The organism is Aureimonas populi, assembly GCF_017815515.1.
Lineage (GTDB): Bacteria > Pseudomonadota > Alphaproteobacteria > Rhizobiales > Rhizobiaceae > Aureimonas > Aureimonas populi.
Genome location: NZ_CP072611.1, coordinates 1,705,314 through 1,726,642 on the forward strand (window position 1 = coordinate 1,705,314; position 21,329 = coordinate 1,726,642).

A 21,329-nucleotide genomic window follows, 5' to 3' on the forward strand; every position below is an offset into this window, starting at 1 on the left:
CATGCACATCCTCGCCACCAGCTCCGCCTCGCTGGACGATCTGATCGAGCCTGTCGATCTGCGGCACGAGCCGGCGGAGATGGTCGCGCTGTCCTTCACCGACAGCGATCTGGCGGCGCTCTCCGCCGCGTGGAACGCGGGCGCCGATGCCTTGCCCGGCATGCGCCTCGCGCCCTTGCGCGATCTGCGCCACCCCATGTCGGTGGATCTGTGGCTGGAGCGGCTGGCCGCGCGCGTCGTTCTCGTGCGCATTCTCGGCGGCTATGATTGGTGGCGCTACGGCTGCGACCGGCTGGCCGCCCACGCGCGCGCCCACGGCATCGCGCTGGCGCTGCTGCCGGGCGAATGCCGCGAGCGCGACGAGCGGCTGGAAGCGCTCTCCACCGTGGCGCGCGAGGACTATGAAGCGCTTCTGGCCTGCTTCCGCGAGGGCGGGCCGGACAATATGCGCCGTCTCCTCGACCGCATGGCGCATCTGGCCGGCCACGAGCGCGAACTGACGGCCGCACGGCCCTTCCCGAAGGCTGGTTGCCACAAGCCGGGCCATGGTGCGGTGCCGCTGGAGAGTTTCGAGGCGAAGGGCCGGCCCGTGGTGCCGATCCTCTTCTACCGCTCCATGCTGCTGGCCGGCGACGCCGCGCCCGTCGAGGCGCTGGCCGGGGCGCTGGAGGAGCGGGGGATCCTCGCCGTGCCGCTCTTCGTGCCGAGCCTGCGCGACGGCGAGGCGGTGCGGCTGGTCGAGGAGATGGCGGCGGCGCTGAAGCCGGCGGCGCTCGTTACGGCCACGGCCTTCTCCAGCGGCACCGAGCCCGGCGGGGCGACGCTGTTCGACAGGCTCGGCCTTCCCGTCTTCCAGGTGGCGGTGGCCACCACGCGGCGGCAGGCCTGGGAGGAGGGCCAGCGCGGCCTCGCCCCCGCCGATCTGGCCATGCATGTCGTCCTGCCCGAGCTCGACGGGCGGGTGATGGCGGGCGCCATCTCCTTCAAGCACGCGGGCGAGCCGGACGCCGGGCTCGCCGCCGCCCTCCAGGTCAACCGGCCGGAGGAGAGCCGGATCGCGCAGGTCGCGCGGCGCATCGCGGCCTTCCTGCGGTTGCGGGCAACGCCGCGTGCCGAGCGCCGGCTCGCCATCCTCATCCCCGACTATCCCGCCAGCGCCGGGCGCATGGGCTACGCCGTGGGGCTCGACGTGCCGCAGAGCGTGCTGGAGATGCTGCGCGACCTGGCGGACGAAGGCTATCGCGTGGAGGGCATCCCCGCGACGGCCCGCGACCTCATGCGGCGGCTGGAGCGGGAGACGATGAGCCTGCCGCTGCAAGCCCTGCCGCCCGCCCCCCAGGCCGTGGAGGCGGCATGGGGCCCGCCGGGCGAGGATGCCGAGGGCGGGGCCTTCCTCTTCCGCGCGGTGCGCTTCGGCCATGTCACCGTGGCTCTGGCCCCCGACCGGGGCCGCGCGGCCGACAGGCGCGCCGAGTATCACGACCCCGTGCTGCCGCCGCGCCACGCGCTCCTGGCCTTCGGGCAATGGCTGCGCGAGAGCCTCGACGTGCACGCCCTCGTCCATCTCGGCGCGCATGGCACGCTGGAATGGCTGCCCGGCAAGACGGTGGCGCTCTCGCCGGACTGCTTCCCGGAGATCGTGGCCGGCGCGCTGCCGGTGATCTATCCCTTCATCGTCTCCAATCCGGGCGAGGCGGCGCAGGCCAAGCGGCGCATCGCCGCCGTCACGCTCGGGCACCTCACCCCGCCGCTGGTCGGCGCCGGGCTCTCCGCCGACCAGCAGGCGCTGGAGCGGCTGGTGGACGAATATGCGCAGGCCGAGGGGCTGGACCGCCGCCGCCGCGATCGGCTGGCCGCCCTCATCGTGGAAACGGCGGGGCGCACGGGCCTGTCACGCGAGGCCGGCGTCGCGGAGGACGAGGACCCGGACGCCGCGCTCCTGCGCATCGACGCCTGGCTGTGCGACCTGAAGGATTTCGCCGTCAAGGACGGCTTGCACGTCTATGGCCGCGCGCCGGAGGGCGAGGCCGACCCGATGCGGCGGCTGAGCGCGAAGGCCGAGCGCGCCGCGCTTCTGGCCGCGCTCGACGGGCGGCACGTTTCCGCCGGGCCCTCCGGTGCGCCGGCGCGCGGGCGCACCGACGTGCTTCCCACTGGCCGCAACCTTTACACCGCGGACCCGCGCACCCTGCCGACCGAGACGGCCTTCGCGCTCGGCAAGGCGGCGGCCGAGGAGGTGGTGCGCTGCTACGCGCAGGAGCATGGCGAGCCTCCACGCTCGCTGGTGATGGATCTGTGGGGCAGCGCCAGCCTGCGCACGGGCGGCGAGGAGATCGCGCAGGGGCTCTGGCTCATGGGCTGCCGCCCGCGATGGGACGCGGGCACGGGCCGCGTCACCGGAATCGAGGTGCTGCCGCCCGCCGCGCTCGGCCGCCCGCGCGTGGACGTGACATGGCGCATTTCCGGCCTCTTCCGCGATATGTTCGCCACGCAGATCGCGCTGATCGACGCGGCCGTGGCGGTCGTCGCCGCGCGCGACGAGGAGGAGGGCGAGAACCCGCTGGCCGCCTCGGTCCGGCGCGGCGGCGGGCCGGCCCGCATCTTCGGCTCGGCCCCCGGCACCTACGGGGCGGGCATAGAGGAGCAACTGGCGAGCGGGCGGTGGGAGAGCCGCGCCGATCTCGCACGCGCCTATCTGGGCGCCGCCTCCCATGCCTATGGCGGCGCGGATGGCGAGGGCCGGATGCAGGCGGGCGCCTTCGCCGAGCGGATCGCGGAGGCGGACCTTCTCGTCCACACGGGAGACGATCCGGGCCGCGACATCCTGGAAGGCTCGGCCGATGTCGCCTTCATCGGCGGCTTCGCGGCGGCGGTGGAGGCGCTGGGCGGCCGGGCCGACCTCGTGGTGCTGGACACCACCGACCCGGCCCGGCCGCGCGCGCGCTCGCTGAAGGAGGCGGTGACGCGCACGGTGCGCGCGCGCGCCCTTAATCCGCGCTTCATCGAGGGCCAGCTTCGCCACGGCCCGCGCGGGGCGGCGGAATTCGCCGAGACGGTGGACCGGCTGGTCGGCTTCGCCGAGACCACCGGCGCCGTCGCGCCGGAGCTGATAGAGGCGGTGCACGACGCCTATCTCGCAGATCCGCGCCTGCGGGCCTTCCTTCTCGAGCAGAACCCGGCCGCCGCGCGGGCGATGGCCGAGCGCTTCCAGAGCGCGCGGCGGCGGGGCCTGTGGCATCCGCGCCGCAACTCGCTGGACGAGGAGCTGGCCGCGCTGATCGCCGAGGCCGGGGCGTCGTGACCGGGCTTCGCCGGGGCGCCTGCCCCACCCTTGTCGAACCCATGCGGACGGGCGACGGCCTGCTGGCGCGCCTCCACCCGCGCGGCCGGCGCCTCACCGGCGCGCAACTGGCCGGGCTCGCCCGCGCGGCGGCCGATTGCGGCAACGGCCTTCTGGAGATCGGCGCGCGGGGCAGCCTCCAGATTCGCGGCCTGACGCAGGAAACCGCGCCGCGCCTGGCGCAGGCCGTCGCGGCGCTGGGCGTCGAGGACGAGGCCGGCCTGACGGTCGAGACCGGCGCGCTCGCCGGCCTCGATGCGCGGGAGGAGCGGGACCCGCGCCCCCTCGCCCGGCGCATCCGGGCGGGCGCGGATCGCCTGGCGCACCGGCTCGGCCCGAAAGTGTCCGTCACGGTGGATGGCGGCGGCGCGCTGCCGCTGACCGGGATCGGCGCGGATGTGAAGCTGGAGGCGGTGGCCGGCGGCTGGATCGCGCGCGTCGGCGCCGCCTGCTTCGGCCCCTTTGCGCCGGACGCGGCCGTGGAAGCGGCCCTCCTCGTGCTGCGTGCCCTGGCCGAGACGGGCCGAGAGGCACGGGCGAGGCATCTGGAGCCGGCCGCCTGGGCGAGCCTCGGCCCCGCTATCGGCCACGAGAGCGCGCCTGCGGCCCTGCCCGTGGGCCGCTTCGCGTTGAAGGACGGGCGGTGGGCGCGGGGGCTCGCGCTGGCCTTCGGCCAGATCGAGGCCGCCGCGCTGGCCGACTTCGCGCGCCAAGCCGGCGAGGATATCCGCCTCGCGCCGGGGCGCGGCCTGCTCATCCTGCACGAAAGCCCCGCCGAGGACGCGGCGATCCTCGGCGCGGCGGCCCGCGCGGGCCTCGTCGGGCAGGAGGGAGATTCGCGGCTCTTGGTCAGCGCCTGCGCGGGGGCGCCGGCCTGTGCCGGCGCGCTTTTGCCGGCGCGCCGCATCGCCGCGGAACTTGCCCGGATGCGCCCCGGCCGTCGCCTGCATGTGTCGGGCTGCGGCAAGGAATGCGCCCGCCCGCCCGCGCCGGTGATCTCGCTTGTGGGCCGGGAAGGGGAATGCGACATCCGCGCCGAGGGCGAGGGCCCGTCCGGCGAGCTGCGCGCGCTTCTCGCCCGGCTGGGCGCCGAAGGACTGAACTGGAAAGAGGGGCGCGGGTGAAAAGCTCGTTCGACTATATCCGCGATGGCGCGGCGATCTACGAGAAATCCTTCGCGATCATCCGCGCCGAGGCCGATCTCGCCCGCTTCGGCCCCGAGGAGGCCGACGTGGCCGTGCGCATGATCCATGCCTGCGGCATGGTGGAGGCGGCGCGGGACTTCGTCTTCGCGCCCGGCTTCGTGGCGGCGGCGCGCGGCGCGCTGGCCGCCGGCGCCCCCATCCTGTGCGACGCGCAGATGGTGGCCCACGGCGTGACGCGCGCCCGCCTGCCGGCCGGCAACGCGGTGCTGTGCACGCTGTCCGACCCGCGCACCGCGCCGCTGGCGGCCCGGCTCGGCACCACGCGCTCGGCCGCCGCGCTGGAGCTGTGGCGCGAGCATCTGGCGGGCGCGGTGGTGGCCATCGGCAATGCGCCGACCGCCCTGTTCCATCTCCTCGACATGCTGGCGGACGGCGCGCCGAGGCCCGCCGCGATCCTCGGGATGCCGGTCGGCTTCGTGGGCGCGGCCGAATCCAAGGAGGCGCTGGCGCAGGGCGACCACGCCATCCCCTTCGCGGTGGTGCGCGGGCGGCTGGGCGGCAGCGCCATGACGGCGGCGGCCCTGAACGCGCTGGCGAGGCCGGGCCTGTGAGCGGGCGGCTGATCGGCCTCGGCACCGGGCCGGGCGACCCCGAGCTTCTGACGCTGAAGGCGGTGCGGGCGCTGGGCGAGGCGCATGTCGTGGCGCATTTCGCCAAGCGCGGCAACGCCAGCAATGCGCGCCGCATCGTTCAGGCCCATCTGCGGCCCGACCATGTGGAGCTGCCGCTGCTCTACCCCGTGACGACCGAATCGCCCAAGGCCGAAAGCGCCTATCGCGATGCGATCGAGGGCTTCTACGAAGTCGCGGCCGCACAGGTGGCCGCGCATCTGAGGGCCGGGCGCACCGTGGCCGTGCTCAGCGAAGGCGATCCGCTCTTCTACGGCTCCTACATGCATCTGCACGTGCGCCTTTCCGGGAGCCATCCGACCGAGGTGGTGCCGGGCGTCACCGCCATGTCGGGCTGCTGGTCGGCGGTCGGCCACCCGATCACGCAAGGGGACGACATCCTCACCGTCCTGCCCGGCACGCTGGGCGAGGATGAGCTCGCCCACCGCCTCGCGGGGTCGGAGGCGGCGGTGGTGATGAAGGTGGGGCGCAACCTGCCGAAGATCCGCCGCGCGCTGGCGCTGGCCGGGCGCCTTCAGGACGCGTTCTACGTGGAGCGCGGCACCATGCCGGAAATGGCGGCCTGCCGCCTGTGCGAGCGCGGCGAGGAAGCCGCGCCCTATTTCTCCATCGTGCTCGTTCCGGGCTGGCGGGCGCGCGCATGAGCGGGCGTCTGACCGTGGTGGGAATCGGCCCCGGAAGCCCGGACCAGATGACGCCGGAGGCCGCGCGGGCGCTGGCGGAGGCGAGCGATCTGTTCGGCTACAAGCCCTATCTCGATCGCCTGGCGCCGGCTCCCGGCCAGAGGCGGCATGTCTCGGACAATCGCGAGGAGGTGGCGCGCGCCGGCGCGGCGCTGGACATGGCGGCCTCGGGCCGCAGCGTGGGCGTCGTCTCGGGCGGGGATGCCGGCGTCTTCGCCATGGCGGCGGCGGTGTGCGAGGCCATCGAGGCCGGGCCGGCGGGCTGGCGCGCGGTGGAGTTCCGCGTCGTGCCGGGCGTCACCGCCATGCTGGCGGTGGCGGCGAGGGTGGGCGCGCCGCTGGGGCACGATTTCTGTGCCCTCTCCCTGTCCGACAATCTGAAGCCCTGGGAGCTGGTGGAGGAGCGCCTGCGGGCCGTGGCCACGGCCGGATTCGTCATCGCGCTCTACAACCCGATCAGCCGCGCGCGGCCCTGGCAGCTCGGCCGCGCCTTCGAGCTTCTGCGCGAGATCTTGCCGCCGGAGACGCCGGTCGTCTTCGGCCGTGCCGCCGGGCGGCCCGACGAGCGAATGGCGGTCGTGCCGCTGGGCGAGGCCGAGGCGGGCCTCGCCGACATGGCGACCTGCGTGATCGTCGGCTCGCGGGACACGCGAATCGTGCCGCGCGAGGGGCAGCCGGCGCTCGTCTATTCGCCGCGCTCGGCGGGCAGGGCCGCGAGATGAGCCAGCGCCTCCTCCACCCCCGCCACCGCGCCGGGCGGGCGCGGCCGGGGCCGGCGCACCATGACGACCGGAAGCGCCAGCGCGCGCGCGGCGGCGATCTTGCCATAGGTCGCGTCCCCGCCGCTGTTCTTGGCAACGACCATCTCGATGCCTTCGCGCAGCAGGAGGGCGCGCTCCTGGGCCTCGTCGAAGGGGCCTCGCGCGAGGATGGCGCGCGCGTGCGCAAGACCGGGCGGAAGCTCGGCCGGATCGACGCTGCGGATGAGATAGGCGTGCTGCGGATGCGCGGCGAAGGGCGCCAGCTCCTGCCGGCCGACGGCGAGGAGGACGCGCCGGGGCGCCGGGCCGATCGAGGCCGCGGCGTGGGCCATGTCGGCCGCCTCGATCCAGCGGTCGCCGTCCGCCTTCTCCCAGGCGGGCCGTTCGACCACGAGCAGCGGCAGGCCGGCCTGCCGCGCGACGAGTTCGGCGTTGTGCGAGATGCGCGCGGCGAAGGGGTGCGTGGCGTCCACCAGGACATCGACCTTCGCCTCGACCATGAAGCGCGCCAGCCCCGCCGCGCCGCCGAAACCGCCGCTGCGCATTTCGGCCAGCGCAGCGAGCGGGCGCTCCGTGCGGCCGGCGAGCGACAGCGTGACGCGCGCCGTGCCGGCCAGCCGGTCCGCCAGACGCCGCGCCTCGCCTGTGCCGCCGAGGATGAGGATATGTTTCATCATGCCGGTTAAGGATGGCAAGGCCCCGAACGCAACGGCAAAATGGCTTTCGCTCGTCGGCATCGGCGAGGATGGCGTCGAGGGGCTCGGCGCGCGGGCCCGCGAGGCGGTGGCCGAGGCTAGCTTCGTGTTCGGCGCCCGTCGGCATCTGGATCTCGCGGACCCCTTGATCCGGGGCGAGGCGGTGGCGTGGCCCACGCCCTTCGATCCGGCGCTGGGCGTGGTGCTGGGCCTGCGTGGCCGCAGCGTCTGCGTTCTAGCCTCGGGCGATCCGTTCCATTACGGCGTCGGCGCGACGCTGGCGCGGCATGTGTCGGCGGGCGAGATGCGCGCCTTTCCCGCCCCCTCCGCCTTCAGCCTCGCCGCCGCCCGGCTCGCATGGCCGCTTCAGGATTGCGAGACCGTGTCGCTGCACGGCCGGCCGGTGGACCTCATCCGCCCCACCCTGCATCCCGGCCGGCGCGTCCTCGCGCTGACCTCGGACGGGCAGGCTCCGGCCGCCATCGCCGGCCTTCTCGCCGAAAGCGGCTTCGAGGCCTCCATCCTCCACGTGCTGGAGGCGATCGGCGGGCCGGACGAGCGGTTGACCCGCGCGGCGGCGGGGGAGGTCGCCGGGCCGTTCCACGCGCTCAACGTGGTCGCCGTGGAGGTGCGCGCCGGGCCGGGCGCGCGCATCCTGCCGCTGACGGGCGGGCTGGGCGACGATCTGTTCGAGCATGACGGGCAGATCACCAAGCAGGCTGTGCGCGCCATGACTCTGGCCGCCCTTGGCCCGCGTCGCGGCGAGCTGCTTTGGGATATCGGCGCGGGGTCCGGCTCCATCTCCATTGCCTGGATGCTCGCCCATCCCTCGATGCGCGCCATCGCGGTGGAGGGGCGGGGCGAGCGCGCCGCGCGCCTCTCGCGCAACGCCTGCGCCTGCGGCGTGCCGGGGCTGCAGGTGGTGCAGGGCCATGCGCCCGCCGCGCTGTCCGGCCTGCCCGCCCCCGATGCCGCCTTCATCGGCGGCGGGGGCGGCGAGCCGGCGGTGATCGAGGCGGCGCTGGAGGCCCTGAGGAGCGGCGGGCGGCTCGTCGCCAACGCGGTGACGCTGGAAACGGAGGCCGAGCTGGTGCGGCGGCACGCGAGCCTCGGCGGCGACCTCTCGCGCATCGAGCTGTCGCGCGCCGCCCCTGTCGGCTCCATGACCGGCTGGCGGCCGGCCATGCCCGTCACGCAATGGCGCTGGGTCAAGCCGTGAGGGCGGCGGGCATGGGCTGCCGCAGGGGCGCCTCGGCAGGCGAGGTGGTCGCCGCGCTGGAGGCCGCGCTGAAGGCGCACGGCCTTGGGCCCGCCGATCTCGACGCGCTGGCCGTGATCCCCGCCAAGGCCGGCGAGCCCGGCGTGGCTGAGGCCGCGCGCCGCCTGCGCCTGCCGCTGCACGTCGTCTCGCCCGAGACGATGGATGCCGCAGCCGCACAAGGCCTCACGCGCTCGGCCGCCTCCCTCGCCGCCACATCCACCCCCTCGGCCAGCGAAGCCGCCGCCCTGGCGGCGACGGGCGGCCGGCTTCTGGGGCCCCGCATCAAGCTCGGCCCCGTCACCTGCGCCATCGCGGAAAGTCTGTCATGACCGTGCATTTCATCGGCGCCGGGCCGGGCGCCGCCGACCTCATCACGGTGCGCGGGCGCGACCTCCTCGCCCGCTGCCCGGTCTGCCTCTATGCCGGCTCCATCGTGCCGGCCGGCCTTCTCGACCATTGCCCGCAAGGGGCCCGGCTGGTGGACACCGCGCCGCTTTCGCTGGACGAGATCGAGGCCGAATACGTCGCCGCGCACGAGGCGGGGCTGGACGTGGCGCGCCTGCATTCGGGCGATCTTTCCATCTGGAGCGCGGTGGCCGAGCAGATGCGGCGGCTGAAGGCGCGCGGCATCGCCTACACGTTGACGCCGGGCGTGCCGGCCTTCGCGGCGGCGGCCAGCGCGCTGGGGCGCGAGCTGACGCTGCCCGGCCTCGCGCAGAGCCTGGTGCTCACCCGCGTCTCCGGTCGCGCCTCGCCCATGCCGGGGGGCGAGACGCTGGCGGCCTTCGGGGCGAGCGGGGCGACGCTCGCCATCCACCTCGCCATCCATGCGCTGGGGCGCGTGGTGGCCGAGCTGACGCCGCTCTACGGCCCCGATTGCCCCGTCGCCATCGTCGCCAACGCCTCCTGGCCGCGCGAGCGGATCGTCATCGGCACGCTGGCCACGATCGAGGCGCAACTGGCGCGCGAGCCGATCGAGCGCACCGCGATCATCTTCGCCGGGCCGGGCCTGTCGGACGCCGGGCACCGCGAAAGCGCGCTCTACGACGCCGCCTACCAGCGCCGCTTCCGGGGGCGCGAGGGCGCATGAGCGCGCGCGCCCTGATCATCGGCGCGCCCCGCTCGGGCTCGGGCAAGACCAGCGTCGCCATCGGCCTGATGCGCGCCTTCCGCCGGCGGGGGCTGGTCGTGGCGGGCGCCAAGTCCGGCCCGGACTATATCGACCCCGGCTTCCACGCCGCCGCCACGGGGCGGCCGGGCGTCAATCTCGATAGCTGGTCGATGGCCCCGGCGCTTCTCGACCGTCTGGCGCGCGAGCAGGGGCAGGGGGCTGACATGGTGCTGGTGGAAAGCGCCATGGGCCTGTTCGACGGCCTGCGCGCCGCTCCCGGCCGCCGGGGAGCGGCGGCCGATCTGGCCCGGCGCTACCGGCTGCCGGTGCTGCTGGTGCTCGACATCTCGGGCCAGTCGCAGAGCGCCGCGGCCGTCGCGCACGGCTTTGCGACCTTCGACCCGGACGTGCGGATCGCGGGCGTGGTGCTGAACCAGGCGGCGAGCGAGCGGCACGAGGCGCAGGCCCGGAGCGCGATCGAGGAGAGCGGCCTGCCGGTTCTCGGCGCGATCCGCCGCAATGCCGACATGGCCCTGCCGGAGCGGCATCTGGGCCTCGTGCAGGCCAGCGAGCACGCCGGGCTGGAGAGCTTCATCGAGCGGCTGGCCGATGTCATGGAAGCCTGCCTCGACATGGCGGCCATCCAGGCCGCGACCGCCCCGCTCGAGCCGCCGGCCGGGCAGGCGGACCTGCCGCCCCCGCCCGGCCAGCGCATCGCGCTGGCGCAGGACGCCGCCTTCACCTTCGTCTATCCGCACCTCATGCGCCATTGGCGGCAGGCGGGCGCGCAGCTCGTGCCCTTCTCGCCGCTGGCGGACGAGGGGCCGGACGGGACTTGCGATGTCTGCTGGCTGCCCGGCGGCTATCCCGAGCTGCATGCGGGCCGGCTTGCCGCCGCCTCCCGCTTCAAGGCCGGCCTCGCGCGTTTCGCCGCGACGCGGCCCGTTCATGGCGAGTGCGGCGGCTACATGGTTCTGGGCCGGGGGCTGGAGGATGCGCAAGGGCTGGCCCATGAGATGGCGGGGCTTCTCGGCCATGCCACGAGCTTTGCCAGGCGCCGGCTCAATCTCGGCTATCGCGAGGCCCGCCTCCTGGCGGACGGCCCGCTCGGCCGCGCCGGCGAGGCGGTGCGCGGGCACGAATTCCATTATGCAAGGGTGGTGGAGGCCGGGCCGGACGAGCCCTTCGCCGAGCTTTTCGACGGGCTCGGCCAGCCGCTCGGCCCCGCCGGCGGGCGGCGGGGGCGGGTGAGCGGCACCTTCTTCCACGCCATCGCGAGGGCCTGAAGCGGGATGCGCGCGCTCCTGTCCGATATCGCCACCTGCCTCGGCTTCTATACGCGCCTGCCCGTGCCGGCCGGCTGGCAGGCGGTGGGGCGCTTTGCGCGCGCGCAATGGGCCGCGCCCGTGGCGGGGTTCGCCGTTGGGCTCATCGTCGCCGCCGCGCTATGGCTCGGGGGCGCCCTCGGCCTGTCGCCGCAGGCCGCCGCCGCCGCCGCGCTCGGCCTTTCCATGCTGGCCACCGGCGCGCTGCACGAGGACGGGCTGGCCGATGTGGCGGACGGCTTCGGCGGCGGGCGAACGCGGCACGCCAAGCTCGCCATCATGAAGGACAGCCGCATCGGCGCCTATGGCACGCTGGCGCTGATCGTGACCGTGCTGATCCGCTGGTCGGCCCTGGCGGCTCTGGCCAGTGCCGGGGGGCCGCTCGCGCTCCTTGCCCTGCCCGCCGCCCACGCCGCCTCGCGCGCGCTCCTGCCCGCCTTCATGATGGCCCTGCCCCCAGCGCGGGGCGATGGGCTCTCGGCAGGCATCGCCGGCATGGAGGCGCGCACCGCACTCGCCGCTCTGGCGCTCGGGTTCCTCGTGCTCCTGCCGGGCGGGGTCTGGTTCGCGCTTGCCGCCTCGCTTCTCCTCGCCCTCTGGTTCCTCGCGCTGGCGGCGCTCAGCCGCCGGCAGATCGGCGGCCAGACGGGCGATGTCCTCGGCACGCTCCAGCAAGGCGGAGAGATCGCCGTGCTGCTCTGTGCCTCCACCCTTCTCGCCTGACGGAAACGGACATGACCGCCTTCTCCTCCATTGCCGCGCTTCGCGACGCCTGCACGATCCTGCCCGAGGGCGACGAGAGCGCCGCGCGGGCCGCCGCCGCGCGGCAGGGCACGCTGACCAAGCCGGCCGGAAGCCTGGGGCGGCTGGAGGAGATCGCCTGCTTCCTCGCCCGCTGGCAGGGTCGCGCTGTGCCGGCGCTGGACGAGGTGGCGGTGCTGGTCTTCGCCGGCTCGCACGGGGTGGCCGCGCGCGGCGTCTCCGCCTTTCCGGCCGAGGTCACGGCGCAGATGGTGGCCAATTTCGAGGCCGGCGGGGCGGCGATCAACCAGCTCGCCGACATGGCAGGCGCGCGCCTGTGCGTCCTTGCGCTCGATATCGGGCGACCGACGGCGGACTTCACGCAAGGGCCGGCGATGGACGAGGCGCAGTTCCTCGCCGCCGTCGGGGCGGGCTGGGACGGGGTGCCGCCCGGCGCCGAGCTACTGTGCCTCGGCGAGATGGGCATCGGCAACACGACCGCCGCGGCGGCGGTGGCCGCCGCGCTCTTCGGCGGCACGGGCGCCGACTGGGTGGGGCGCGGCACGGGCGTGGACGCGGCGGGGCTGGCGCGCAAGGCGGCTGCCGTCGATGCCGGGCTCGCGCGCCATGCCGGCGCGCTGGCGGACCCGCTGGAGGCGCTGCGGCGCCTGGGCGGGCGCGAGCTGGCGGCCATGTTCGGCGCGGCGCTCAGCGCCCGCCGAAAGGCGATCCCCGTCCTGATCGACGGCTTCGTGTGCACGGCCGCGCTCGCACCGCTGGCGCGGCTGCACGGGGGCGGGCTCTCCCATGCGCTGGCCGGCCATGTCTCCGCCGAGGCGGCGCACCGCGAGCTCCTGGCGAAGCTCGGCCTGCGCCCGCTTCTCGACTTCGACATGCGGCTGGGCGAGGCCTCGGGCGCCTGCCTGGCGGTGCCGCTGCTGCGCGCGGCGCTGGCCTGCCATGCCGGCATGGCGAGCTTTGCCGAGGCCGGCGTCTCGGAGGGCTGAGCGCGATGCGCACCGTTCTCGTCATCGGCATCGGCACCGGCAACCCGGAGCATATGACCGTGCAGGCCATCAACGCCCTGAACCGGGCGGATCTCGTCCTCCTGCCGAAGAAGGGGGAGGCGAAGGAGGATCTGGCGCAATTGCGCCGCGAGATCTGCCGGCTCTACCTGAGGCGCGAGGCGACCCGCATCGTCGAGTTCGACCTTCCCTCGCGCGACGAGGCCGAGCCGGCCTACGGCAAGCGCGTGGCCGACTGGCACGGCGAGATCGCCAGGCTCTATGAAGGCCTGATCGCGGCCTATACGGGCGAGGAGGGCACCGTCGCCCTGCTCGTCTGGGGCGATCCTTCCCTCTACGACAGCACCCTGCGCATCCTCGACCGGCTGGAGGCGGCGGCCGGCTGGCCCCTGCGGCGCGAGGTGGTGCCCGGCATCGCCAGCATCCAGGCGCTCTGCGCCAGCCACGGCGTGGCGCTCAATACGGTGGGCGGCGCGGTGCATGTGACGACGGGGCGCCGCCTGCGGGCGGGCGAGACGGGGCAGGCCGACACGATCGTCGTGCTGCTCGACGGCGAGACCTCGTTCCTCTCCCTGCCGCCGGGCGTCTTCGACATCCATTGGGGGGCCTATCTCGGCACGCCGGACGAGATCCTCCTCGCCGGCCCGCTGGAGGAGGTCGCGCCGGCCATCCTGGCGGCGCGGCGGGAGGCGCAGGTGCGCAAGGGCTGGATCATGGACACCTACATCCTGCGCCGGCGCGCCGCCTGAAGCGTCCGGCCGCCGGCGGGTCACTCGTAGTAGAGGCAGATCCGGTGGCCGTCGATCTCGTGGACCTTGATGTCCATGCCGTAGATGTCGGAGAGCACGTCGGGGCGGATCATCTCGGCCGCGCTGCCCTGCGCCGCCACCTTGCCGGCGCGCATGGCCACGATGGTGTCTGAGTACCAGGAGGCGAAGTTGATGTCGTGCAGCACCAGCACGACCGTCTTGTGCAACTCGTCGGCCGCCCGGCGCAGGAGCTTCATCATGCCCGTGGCATGGCGCATGTCGAGATTGTTGAGCGGCTCGTCCAGGAGCACGTAGTCCGTGTCCTGGCAGATGACCATGGCGACGAAGGCCCGCTGGCGCTGGCCGCCCGACAATTCGTCCAGGAACCGCTCGGCCAGCTCCTCGAGATGGAGATAGCTGATGGCCTCGTCGATATGGCGCTTGTCCTCCTGCGTCAGCCGCCCCTTCGAATAGGGGTAGCGGCCGAAGGAGACGAGGTCGCGCACGGTGAGGCGCGCCGTCATGTGGTTGTCCTGCCGCAGGATGGAGAGGCGGCGGGCCAGCACGTCGCCGGGCGTGGTGGTCACGTCGAGGCCGTCCACCGTCACCGTGCCCCGGTCCATGCTCATCAGGCGGCTGACCATGGAGAGAAGCGTGGACTTGCCCGCCCCGTTGGGCCCGATGATGGAGGTGACGCCCCGGGCCGGGAGCGACAGCGTCACCCCGTCCACCACGCAGCTCGAACCGTAGTTCTTGGTGACGTCTTGCGTGACGATCAACGGGCCGATCTCCTCAGGACAAGGGCGATGAAGACGATGCCGCCCAGGAACTCGATGATGATCGAGAGCGCGGTGTCGAAGGCGAAGATGCGCTCGAGCGCCGTCTGGCCGCCGACGAGGAAGATGATCGCCAGAAGCACGGCGGCGGGCAGCACGTAGCGGTGCTGGCTGCTGCCCACCAGCGAATGGGCGAGGGTGGCCACCAGGAGGCCGAAGAAGGTGATGGGGCCGACCAGCGCGGTGGGCACCGCCACGAGGATGGAGACGATGACGAGGATGCCCACCACCGTGCGCTTGTAGTTCACGCCCAGATTGATGGCGTGGGCGCGCCCCAGGGAGAGCACGTCGAATGTGTGGCCGAGGCGCAAGACGGCCAGCGTCGCCAGAGCCACGATGACCGAGGAAGCCAGGAGGAGCGTGGAATCCACCGTGGCGAAGCTGGCGAAGAACGTGTCCTGGAGGACGGTGAAGGCGTTGGGGTCCAGCAGGCGCTGCATGAACTGGCTGAGGCTGCGGAACAGGATGCCGAAGACGATGCCGACCAGCACCAGGAGATGCAGGCTGCGCTCTTCGCCCAGGAAGAGCCAGCGGAACAGCAGCGCGGAGAACACCACCATCACCGCCACCTCGATGCCGAACTGGGCCTGCGGGTCGATGGAGACGAGGGCGCCGACGCCCAGGAAGAACACGAGGCCCGTCTTGATCAGCACATAGAGCGCGTCGAAGCCCATGATGGAGGGCGTCAGGATGCGGTTGTTGGTGACGGTCTGGAACAGGACGGTGGAGATGGCGACCGAATAGGCGACGAGCAGGAGCGAGAGAAGCTTGCGGCCCCGGAAGGGCAGGATGAAGCTCCAGCTCCCGCGCGCGCCCAGCGTCATGAAGCACACGATGGAGACGAGGGCGGCGAGCGCGAGCCCGCTCAGCACCCAGGCGGGGCGCGAAAGCCTAGGCATGCCGGCGCGTCCTGAGCAGAAGATAGAGGAAGACGGCGCTGCCGATGACGCCCACGACGACGCTGATCGGAATCTCGTAGGGCGCGCGCACCACCCGGCCGAGTATGTCGCAGGCCAGGACGAAGCCCGCGCCTCCCACCGCCACCCAGGGCACCGTGCGGCGCATGTTGTCGCCCACCATCAGGCTGACGACGTTGGGCACGATCAGCCCGAGAAAGGGGATCGAGCCGACCGAGACGAGCACGACGGCGCTGACCAGCGAGACGATGACGAGGCCGAGCACCATGACCCGCTGGTAGTTCAGCCCCAGATTGGTGGTGAAGTCGCGCCCCATGCCCGCCACGGTGAACCGGTCCGCCGCGATATGGGCGAGGAGGTAGCAGCCGAGCCCGATCCAGAGCAGCTCGTAGCGCCCGCGCAGGATGCCGGAGTAATCCCCCATGTTCCACGCCAGCAGCGAGGCGAGCAGGCCGGTGCGGTAGGCGAAGAAGGTGGTGATCGCCCCGATGATGCCGCCCAGCATGATGCCCACCAGCGGCACCAGCAGAACGTCGCGCAGGGGCACCGCGCGCAGGATGCGCAGGAACAGCGCCGTGCCGGCCAGCGCGAAGGCGGCGGCCACCAGCATCTTGGCCATCAGGGGCCAGCCGGGCGCGAGCAGCGTGACGGTGAGGAAGCCGAGGCTGGCCGATTCCGTGGTGCCGGCGGTGGAGGGCTCCACGAAGCGGTTGCGCACCACCATCTGCATCACCAGCCCGGCCACGGCCAGGGAGGCGCCCGACAGGACGATGGCCAGCGTGCGCGGTATCCGGCTGATGAGCAGGACCTGCATCGGCCTGTCCTGAGGGCTGGAGGACAGGAGCGCCCCCAGCGACACGTCGCTGACGCCCACGAAGAGGCTGGTGATCGCCAGCGCGATCGTGGCGAGGATGGCTAGGAGAAGATAGGGCAAAGGGCGGTTCCGCGGGCCCCTCGGGCCGCCTCGCATGCGCCCGGATGCGCATGGCGACGAGTGAGGTTGCGTGGGGAGCCTCGGGTCCCGGGCGGCCGGTCCGGCGGGCGGGCCGTTGCTCCACGAAGGACCCGGCACGCCCGAAGACGCCGGGTCCGGTATGGCCTTGGGCTCAGCCCTGGAAGCCGGCCAGCACCTGGTCGAGCAGCAGCATGACGCCGTGATAGCCGTGCATGGTGATGTAGGCCGCCGCCGGGTCGAGATAGACGATCTGCCCCTCGCGTGCGGCCGTGGTCTGGTTCACCAGCTCGTTGTCGAGCAGGGCGGCCGCCGCGTTGCCCTCGCCGCCCGCCACGCCCGCGTCGCGGTCGACCACGAACAACCAGTCGGGATCGGCCTCGAGGATGAACTCGAAGGAGACCGCGTTGCCGCCATGGTCGCCGTCCTGCACGCGGTCCATGGCCGAGGGAATGCCCAGCTCGTTATGGATCCAGGACACGCGCGAGGCGGGGCCGTAGACGCCGACATTTCCGGCATTCGTGACCAGCACGAGCGCGTCGCCGGCACCCTCGGCGGCCTGCCGCACCTCGGCGAGCTTGGCGTCGAGATTGGCCTTCAGCTCGTCGGCCTGCTCCGTCCGGTCGAAGATCTCGCCCAGCGTGGTGAGGTTCGCCTTGATGCCCTCGATCAGCTCGGCATTGTCCACCGACAGGTCGATGGTGGGCAGGATGCCGCTGGCCGTGCCATAGGCGTTTCGCGAGCGGCTGGCCACGATGTAGAGATCGGCGCCGGCCGCCGCGATGCCCTCGAAGTCGGGCTCCTGCAACGAGCCGAGCTGCAGCGCGTCCGCCGGGATGAACTCCCGGAGATAGGCGGGGGTGGCGGAGCTGGGAACGCCGGCCACCGTCACGCCGAGCGCGTGCAGATTGTCGAAGGCCGCCCAGTCCTGCACCAGTACCTTTGAGGGCACGCCCTCGATCACGGTCTCGCCCTGGGCGTGCGTGACCGTCGTCGTCTCCTGCGCGCGAAGGGCGGGCGCCGACAGGGTCATGATGGCGGCCGTCAGGGCGGCCAGCACGGTGAGATGACGAGGCAAGGCTTTCAAGGCGTCCATCCGGCGGTGTTGAGACAAGGGGCGCGATCGAGAGTCGAAAGCATGTCTCGACACCTAACGGCACCTCGCCGGAGTGTCAAAGATAGATGACGGATTTGGTCATCTTTTCGTGCCGTTACGGAAAGGACGCCTCAATGCCCCTGGTGGCCGTCCGCGGCGTTGCCCCCGCGCATGCCCATCGCCTCGATGGCCAGTTCCACCGTCACCTCGCCGGCCTTCTCGAAGCGCAGCGTCAGGGGAACGCGCTCGCCCTCGCGCAAGGGCTCGTTAAGATCGACGAGCATGAGATGGTAGCCGCCGGGGGCGAGCGCGACCTCCTCCCCGGCCGGCAGGTCGAGCCCGTCCTCCAGCCGGCGCATCTGCATCACGTCGCCCTCCATCGTCATGGAGTGGATTTCCACCGCTTCCGCCACGGGCGACGTGCCGCCCAGAAGCCGGTCCGGCTCGGCGCCGTCGTTGCTGATCACCATGTAGCCGACGCCGACGCGGGCCGTGGGCGGCGTGGCGCGGCTGGCCGGGTGGTCGATGCGCAGCGCGCCGGTCGTGTAGTCGTGGGCGAGCGCGGGGCCGGCAACGAGCGGCAGCGCCAGGGCGAGGAAGGCGCGGGAAAGGATACGCATGGGGGTGTCTCCCGGAGGCGTGAGGTCGCAAGGGCCTTGTCGGCCCGTGCTCATGTCAGACATTGGCGGCCTTGTCACGGAGGGCGCCGGGTGACGGAAGGTCGCGGCAGGCCCTCTCGCGCGCTCTCAGGCGCCGGAGAGCGCCACGGCCGGGTCGAGGCCCGCCGCCTTGCGCGCCGGCAGCCAGCCGAAGACGAGCCCGGTGAGGAAGGCGCTGCCGAAGGCGAGGGCGAAGGGCCCGGCGGTGACGACGAGCGACAGGCCGAAGGCCTTGAGGGCGAGCGACACGCCGAGCCCCAGGAGGCAGCCGAGCGCGCCGCCCAGCCCCGAGACCACCACGGCCTCCGTGCTGAACTGGCGAAGGATGTCGCGCTGGCGCGCGCCGGTGGCCATGCGGATGCCGATCTCGCGCGTGCGCTCCGTGACGTTCACGAGCATGATGTTCATGATGCCGATGCCCCCGACGAGGAGGGAGATCGCCGCCACCGAGCCGAGCAGCACCGTCATCGTGCCCGCCGTCGCCTGCACCGCCTCCAGCAGCGAGGACATGTTGCGGATGTTGGTGTCGCGCGTCCCGTGGCGTCCGTCGAGCAGCGCCTGCACCTCGCTCTCCGTCTGCGAGATGCGCGAGACGTCTTCCACCATCACCGTCAGCGAGCGCAGATAGGTCTGGCCGAAGAGCCGCAGGCTGCCGGTCGAGAGCGGCACGAAGATCGCGTCGTCCTGGTCCGAGCCCATGGTGGAGGCGCCCATCTCCCCCATCACGCCGACGATCAGGAAGGGGTTGTTGTTCAACAGCACATATTGCCCGATCGGATCGTCCCCGCCGGCGAACAGCGCGTCGCGCACCGTCTTGCCGAGGACGGCGACGGGCGCGTAGCCGGCCTCGTCTTCCTCTTCCAGGAAGCTGCCGCTGGCCACCGGCCAGCTCCGGGCGGCCGAGAAGTCCGGCCATGTGGCGGTCACGGTCGTCTGGTGGTCCGCGCCGCCGGCCCGCGCGGTGACGCTGCCCTGGATCTCGGGCACCACCGCGGCGACATTGTCGAGCCCGGCGATGGCGCGCGCGTCCGCCGGCACTAGCGTGGCCACCACCCCGCCGGGCACGCGCTGGCCCGGCGCGCCGGGGCGCACGAGGATCTGGTTGGTGCCCATGGCGCTGATCCGCTCCACCACGTCCTGCCGCGAGCCGTTGCCGATGGCGAGCATGACGATGACGGCGGCCACGCCGATGACCATGCCGAGCAGCGTGAGCGCGGTGCGCAGGGGGCTGGCCGCCAGGGAGCGGAAGGCCATGCGGACCGCTTCGCCGAGCCCGGCCAGCGCGGAGGCCGCGCGGCGGGCCGGCGGCGCGGAGGCAGGGGGGGCAGGCGAGGCCCGCGCCGCCCTCGCCCCGGCCTCCGGCGAGGGCGTATCGGAGACGATCTCGCCGTCCTCGATCTCGATCAGCCGGTCGGCCTGCGCGGCGATCTTGGGATCGTGCGTGATGACGATGACGGTGTGGCCGTCCGCGTTGAGGCTTCGCAGAAGCGCCATCACCTCCCGGCCGGACGCGGTGTCGAGCGCGCCGGTCGGCTCGTCGGCGAGGATCACCGAGCCGCCGTTCATCAGCGCGCGGGAGATGGAGACGCGCTGCTGCTGGCCGCCCGAAAGCTGGTTCGGCCGATGGTCCATGCGCTCGCCGAGGCCGATCAGCGTCAGGAGGCGCTCGGCGCGTTCGGCGCGCTCGTCGGCGCCAAGGCCCGCATAGATCGCGGGCAGCTCCACATTCTCGCGCGCGCTCGCGCCGGGAACCAGATGATAGCTCTGGAAGATGAAGCCGAAGATGTCGCGCCTGAGCGCCGCCAGCTCGTCGCCCTCCAGCTCCGAAACGTCGCGCCCGCCCACGAAGTAGCGGCCCGCGCTCGGCCGGTCGAGGCAGCCGAGAATGTTCATCAAGGTGGATTTGCCGCTGCCGGACTGGCCGATGATGGCGACGAACTCGCCCTCGCCGATGGACAGCGAGATGCCCTTCAGCACGTCGAGCCGCTCGCCGCCGCTCGGATAGGATTTGCGCACGCCTTCGAGCCTCAGCTCGGTGCGGGCCGCCGCCGTGGCGGGCATGTGGGGACGGTCGAGCATGGCGGGCGCCCTCAGAACGGCGGCGGGCCGAAGCCGCCCGCCCCGCCCTGCGAGCCGCGCGTGGAGGCGGCGGAGGACGAGGCGCTGGCCTGGCCGACGACCACCTCCTCGCCTTCCTCCAGACCGGAGCGGATTTCCGCCAGCGCCCGGGTGCGGAGCCCCACCTCCACCGCGCGCCGCTCCACGCCGGAACCGGTGCGCACCAGCACGCTGGTCTCGCCGTCGCGCCCGCTCTGGATGGCGGCGGTCGGCACGCTGACGACGTCCTGCGCGGTGGCGGCGAGGAAGAAGACCTGCGCCGTCATGTCGATCATCAGCGCGCCGCTCTCGTTGGGCACGTCGAACAGGGCCTGGTAGAGCACCACGTTGTTCTCGGTGGTGGGCGTGGGCTTGATGAGGCGCAGGGCGCCGGTCCAGCGCGTCGAGGGGTCGCCGAGCGTGGTGAAATAGGCCTCCATGCCCGGCCGCAGGTGCGAGACGTCCGCTTCCGAGACGTCGGCCTCCACCGTCATGGTGGATAGGTCGGCGATGGTGACGATGGTCGGCGCGGTCTGCGAGGCGGCCAGCGTCTGGCCCTGCTCGGCCGACTGCGAGACCACCGTGCCCGAGAGCGGCGAGTAGATCTGCGTGTAGCCCAGATTGGCCTCGGCGCGCCTCAGATCCGATTGACGCTCGCGGACCTGCGCCTCCAGCCCGTCGACGCCGGCCTGCGCCGCCGCGAGCGCGGCCACGGCGTTGTCGAGGTCGCTGCGCGTGCCGGTGTTGGTGCGCGACAGGTTCTGCTGCCGGTCCAGGACGATCTCGGCCAGCACGAGCTGGGCGCGCGCGTTGATGAGCTGGGCATTCAGATTGTCGAGCTGGGCCTGCGTGGCCTCCACCGTGGATTCGTAGATGGCCGGGTCCATCTGCGCCAGGAGCTGGCCCTCCTCCACCCGCTCGCCGACCGCGACGTGGACGCGCGTGAGCTGACCGGAGACCTGCGCGCCCACATCCACCGAGCGCACGGCCGAAAGCGTTCCGACGGCGGCGATGGAATCCTCCACCGTGCCGCGCGTTGCGGTGGCGAAGCTGTAGGCCACGGAGGGCGTCTGGCTTTCGCCCAGGAAGGAAAGGCCGAGGCCCGCGCCACCGGCCAGGATGAGCGCGGCGAGGGCGGCCAGCCAGTATCTGCGCCTGCGCGACTTGTGCCGCCGCTCGGCGGGTGTGGCCAGAAGGCTGGGTTGCGTGCGCTGCAGCATCGAACGACGATCGGCTCCGTGACGGGC

General features: G+C 73.0%; 20 protein-coding genes. 12 read left to right on the plus strand and 8 right to left on the minus strand.

Annotated elements, in window-relative coordinates; genetic code table 11:
* The first annotated feature begins 1 nt into the window (after position 1).
* From cobN to J7654_RS07865, 5 genes are read left to right on the plus strand one after another with little or no spacing between them, the layout of a single operon-like run.
* Positions 2-3,301: a cobaltochelatase subunit CobN gene (gene cobN / locus J7654_RS07845; RefSeq protein ID WP_209739634.1), complete on the plus strand. Its 3,300-nt coding sequence runs from the start codon at positions 2-4 to the stop codon at positions 3,299-3,301.
* Positions 3,298-4,464, plus strand: a complete 1,167-nt coding sequence (gene cobG / locus J7654_RS07850; protein ID WP_209739638.1) for a precorrin-3B synthase — start codon at positions 3,298-3,300, stop codon at positions 4,462-4,464. Before cobN ends, cobG begins: the two co-directional genes overlap by 4 nt.
* Positions 4,461-5,096: a precorrin-8X methylmutase gene (locus J7654_RS07855; RefSeq protein WP_245195714.1), complete on the plus strand. Its 636-nt coding sequence runs from the start codon at positions 4,461-4,463 to the stop codon at positions 5,094-5,096. Before cobG ends, J7654_RS07855 begins: the two co-directional genes overlap by 4 nt.
* On the plus strand, positions 5,093-5,818 hold the full coding sequence (locus tag J7654_RS07860; protein ID WP_209739644.1) for a precorrin-2 C(20)-methyltransferase: 726 nt from the start codon (positions 5,093-5,095) through the stop codon (positions 5,816-5,818). The genes J7654_RS07855 and J7654_RS07860 overlap by 4 nt, the downstream gene beginning before the upstream one ends.
* Positions 5,815-6,579, plus strand: coding sequence for a precorrin-3B C(17)-methyltransferase (locus J7654_RS07865; RefSeq protein ID WP_209739646.1), 765 nt, complete (start codon positions 5,815-5,817; stop codon positions 6,577-6,579). The genes J7654_RS07860 and J7654_RS07865 overlap by 4 nt, the downstream gene beginning before the upstream one ends.
* Here J7654_RS07865 and J7654_RS07870 read toward each other — a convergent pair.
* On the minus strand, positions 6,543-7,295 hold the full coding sequence (locus J7654_RS07870) for a cobalt-precorrin-6A reductase (protein ID WP_209739650.1): 753 nt from the start codon (positions 7,293-7,295) through the stop codon (positions 6,543-6,545). The two genes, J7654_RS07865 and J7654_RS07870, sit on opposite strands and share 37 nt — an antisense overlap.
* Between J7654_RS07870 and cbiE the strand changes: the two genes are divergently transcribed.
* Genes cbiE through cobF form a run of 7 tightly spaced genes read left to right on the plus strand, consistent with a single transcriptional unit; the run spans position 7,294 to position 13,525 of the window.
* Entirely contained in the window at positions 7,294-8,532 is a 1,239-nt protein-coding gene (cbiE, locus tag J7654_RS07875; protein WP_209739653.1) for a precorrin-6y C5,15-methyltransferase (decarboxylating) subunit CbiE, read from the plus strand. The two genes, J7654_RS07870 and cbiE, sit on opposite strands and share 2 nt — an antisense overlap.
* 11 nt (positions 8,533-8,543) lie before the next feature.
* Entirely contained in the window at positions 8,544-8,903 is a 360-nt protein-coding gene (locus tag J7654_RS07880; protein WP_245195715.1) for a cobalamin biosynthesis protein, read from the plus strand.
* Entirely contained in the window at positions 8,900-9,664 is a 765-nt protein-coding gene (gene cobM / locus J7654_RS07885) for a precorrin-4 C(11)-methyltransferase (protein WP_209739660.1), read from the plus strand. The genes J7654_RS07880 and cobM overlap by 4 nt, the downstream gene beginning before the upstream one ends.
* Entirely contained in the window at positions 9,661-10,971 is a 1,311-nt protein-coding gene (locus J7654_RS07890) for a cobyrinic acid a,c-diamide synthase CobB (RefSeq protein ID WP_209739663.1), read from the plus strand. The genes cobM and J7654_RS07890 overlap by 4 nt, the downstream gene beginning before the upstream one ends.
* A gap of 6 nt (positions 10,972-10,977) precedes the next feature.
* Entirely contained in the window at positions 10,978-11,733 is a 756-nt protein-coding gene (cobS, locus tag J7654_RS07895) for an adenosylcobinamide-GDP ribazoletransferase (RefSeq protein ID WP_209739667.1), read from the plus strand.
* 11 nt (positions 11,734-11,744) lie between these two features.
* Complete coding sequence (gene cobT, locus J7654_RS07900) at positions 11,745-12,758, plus strand: nicotinate-nucleotide--dimethylbenzimidazole phosphoribosyltransferase (RefSeq protein ID WP_209739669.1); 1,014 nt, start codon at positions 11,745-11,747, stop codon at positions 12,756-12,758.
* Between the two features lie 5 nt (positions 12,759-12,763).
* Positions 12,764-13,525 (plus strand): precorrin-6A synthase (deacetylating), encoded by a 762-nt coding sequence (gene cobF / locus J7654_RS07905; protein ID WP_209739670.1) that lies wholly within the window; start codon positions 12,764-12,766, stop codon positions 13,523-13,525.
* 20 nt (positions 13,526-13,545) lie between these two features.
* Here cobF and J7654_RS07910 read toward each other — a convergent pair whose 3' ends face one another.
* The 7 genes from J7654_RS07910 to J7654_RS07940 form a co-directional block, all read right to left on the minus strand.
* Positions 13,546-14,304, minus strand: coding sequence for an iron ABC transporter ATP-binding protein (locus tag J7654_RS07910; protein ID WP_209739672.1), 759 nt, complete (start codon positions 14,302-14,304; stop codon positions 13,546-13,548).
* Positions 14,301-15,260: an iron chelate uptake ABC transporter family permease subunit gene (locus J7654_RS07915; protein ID WP_209739675.1), complete on the minus strand. Its 960-nt coding sequence runs from the start codon at positions 15,258-15,260 to the stop codon at positions 14,301-14,303. The genes J7654_RS07910 and J7654_RS07915 overlap by 4 nt, the downstream gene beginning before the upstream one ends.
* Positions 15,253-16,212, minus strand: a complete 960-nt coding sequence (locus J7654_RS07920) for an ABC transporter permease (RefSeq protein WP_377946349.1) — start codon at positions 16,210-16,212, stop codon at positions 15,253-15,255. Before J7654_RS07920 ends, J7654_RS07915 begins: the two co-directional genes overlap by 8 nt.
* A 172-nt stretch (positions 16,213-16,384) precedes the next feature.
* Positions 16,385-17,308, minus strand: coding sequence for a siderophore ABC transporter substrate-binding protein (locus J7654_RS07925; RefSeq protein WP_209739679.1), 924 nt, complete (start codon positions 17,306-17,308; stop codon positions 16,385-16,387).
* A 149-nt stretch (positions 17,309-17,457) separates the two neighbouring features.
* Entirely contained in the window at positions 17,458-17,946 is a 489-nt protein-coding gene (locus tag J7654_RS07930; protein ID WP_209739682.1) for a copper chaperone PCu(A)C, read from the minus strand.
* Positions 17,947-18,072: 126 nt separating this feature from the next.
* Positions 18,073-20,064, minus strand: coding sequence for a MacB family efflux pump subunit (locus J7654_RS07935; protein ID WP_245195716.1), 1,992 nt, complete (start codon positions 20,062-20,064; stop codon positions 18,073-18,075).
* Positions 20,065-20,075: 11 nt separating this feature from the next.
* A complete protein-coding gene (locus tag J7654_RS07940; RefSeq protein WP_209739684.1) occupies positions 20,076-21,302 on the minus strand; it encodes an efflux RND transporter periplasmic adaptor subunit in 1,227 nt (408 codons plus the stop codon).
* Positions 21,303-21,329 lie beyond the last annotated feature (27 nt).